This window comes from Pseudoalteromonas sp. 5Ae-yellow, assembly GCF_014077565.1.
Lineage (GTDB): Bacteria > Pseudomonadota > Gammaproteobacteria > Enterobacterales > Alteromonadaceae > Pseudoalteromonas.
Genome location: NZ_JACGWD010000224.1, coordinates 1 through 240, shown reverse-complemented (window position 1 = coordinate 240; position 240 = coordinate 1). Strand labels below are relative to the sequence as shown.

Annotated in this window: 1 pseudogene; it reads right to left on the bottom strand. The window is 47.5% G+C overall.

From position 1 onward, the window contains the following. Positions 1 to 199 (bottom strand): annotated as a pseudogene (locus H4J63_RS20160) (IS4 family transposase); the annotation flags it as partial. Positions 200 to 240 lie beyond the last annotated feature (41 nt).

Sequence of the window (240 nt, the reverse complement as noted above, 5' to 3'; positions counted from 1 at the left end):
CATCCAAAGAGCACAGCAGACCTTTTATTTTTCCAGGCCCCATTGGCTCAGGATAAAGAACCAGTCTGGCCTGCCAGCACTCAGGAAGCGAAGGGTCTTGTTTTCTGGCATGCGCAGATACACTCATCTCTACTTTGAAGTCATGCTCAGAGTAAGATTCAATGACGGTGTATTGCGTGTTGCTTTTAATCGGGACCATCCAGTGCGACTGTGGGTGTTGCTTACGCCAATTAATCAGTA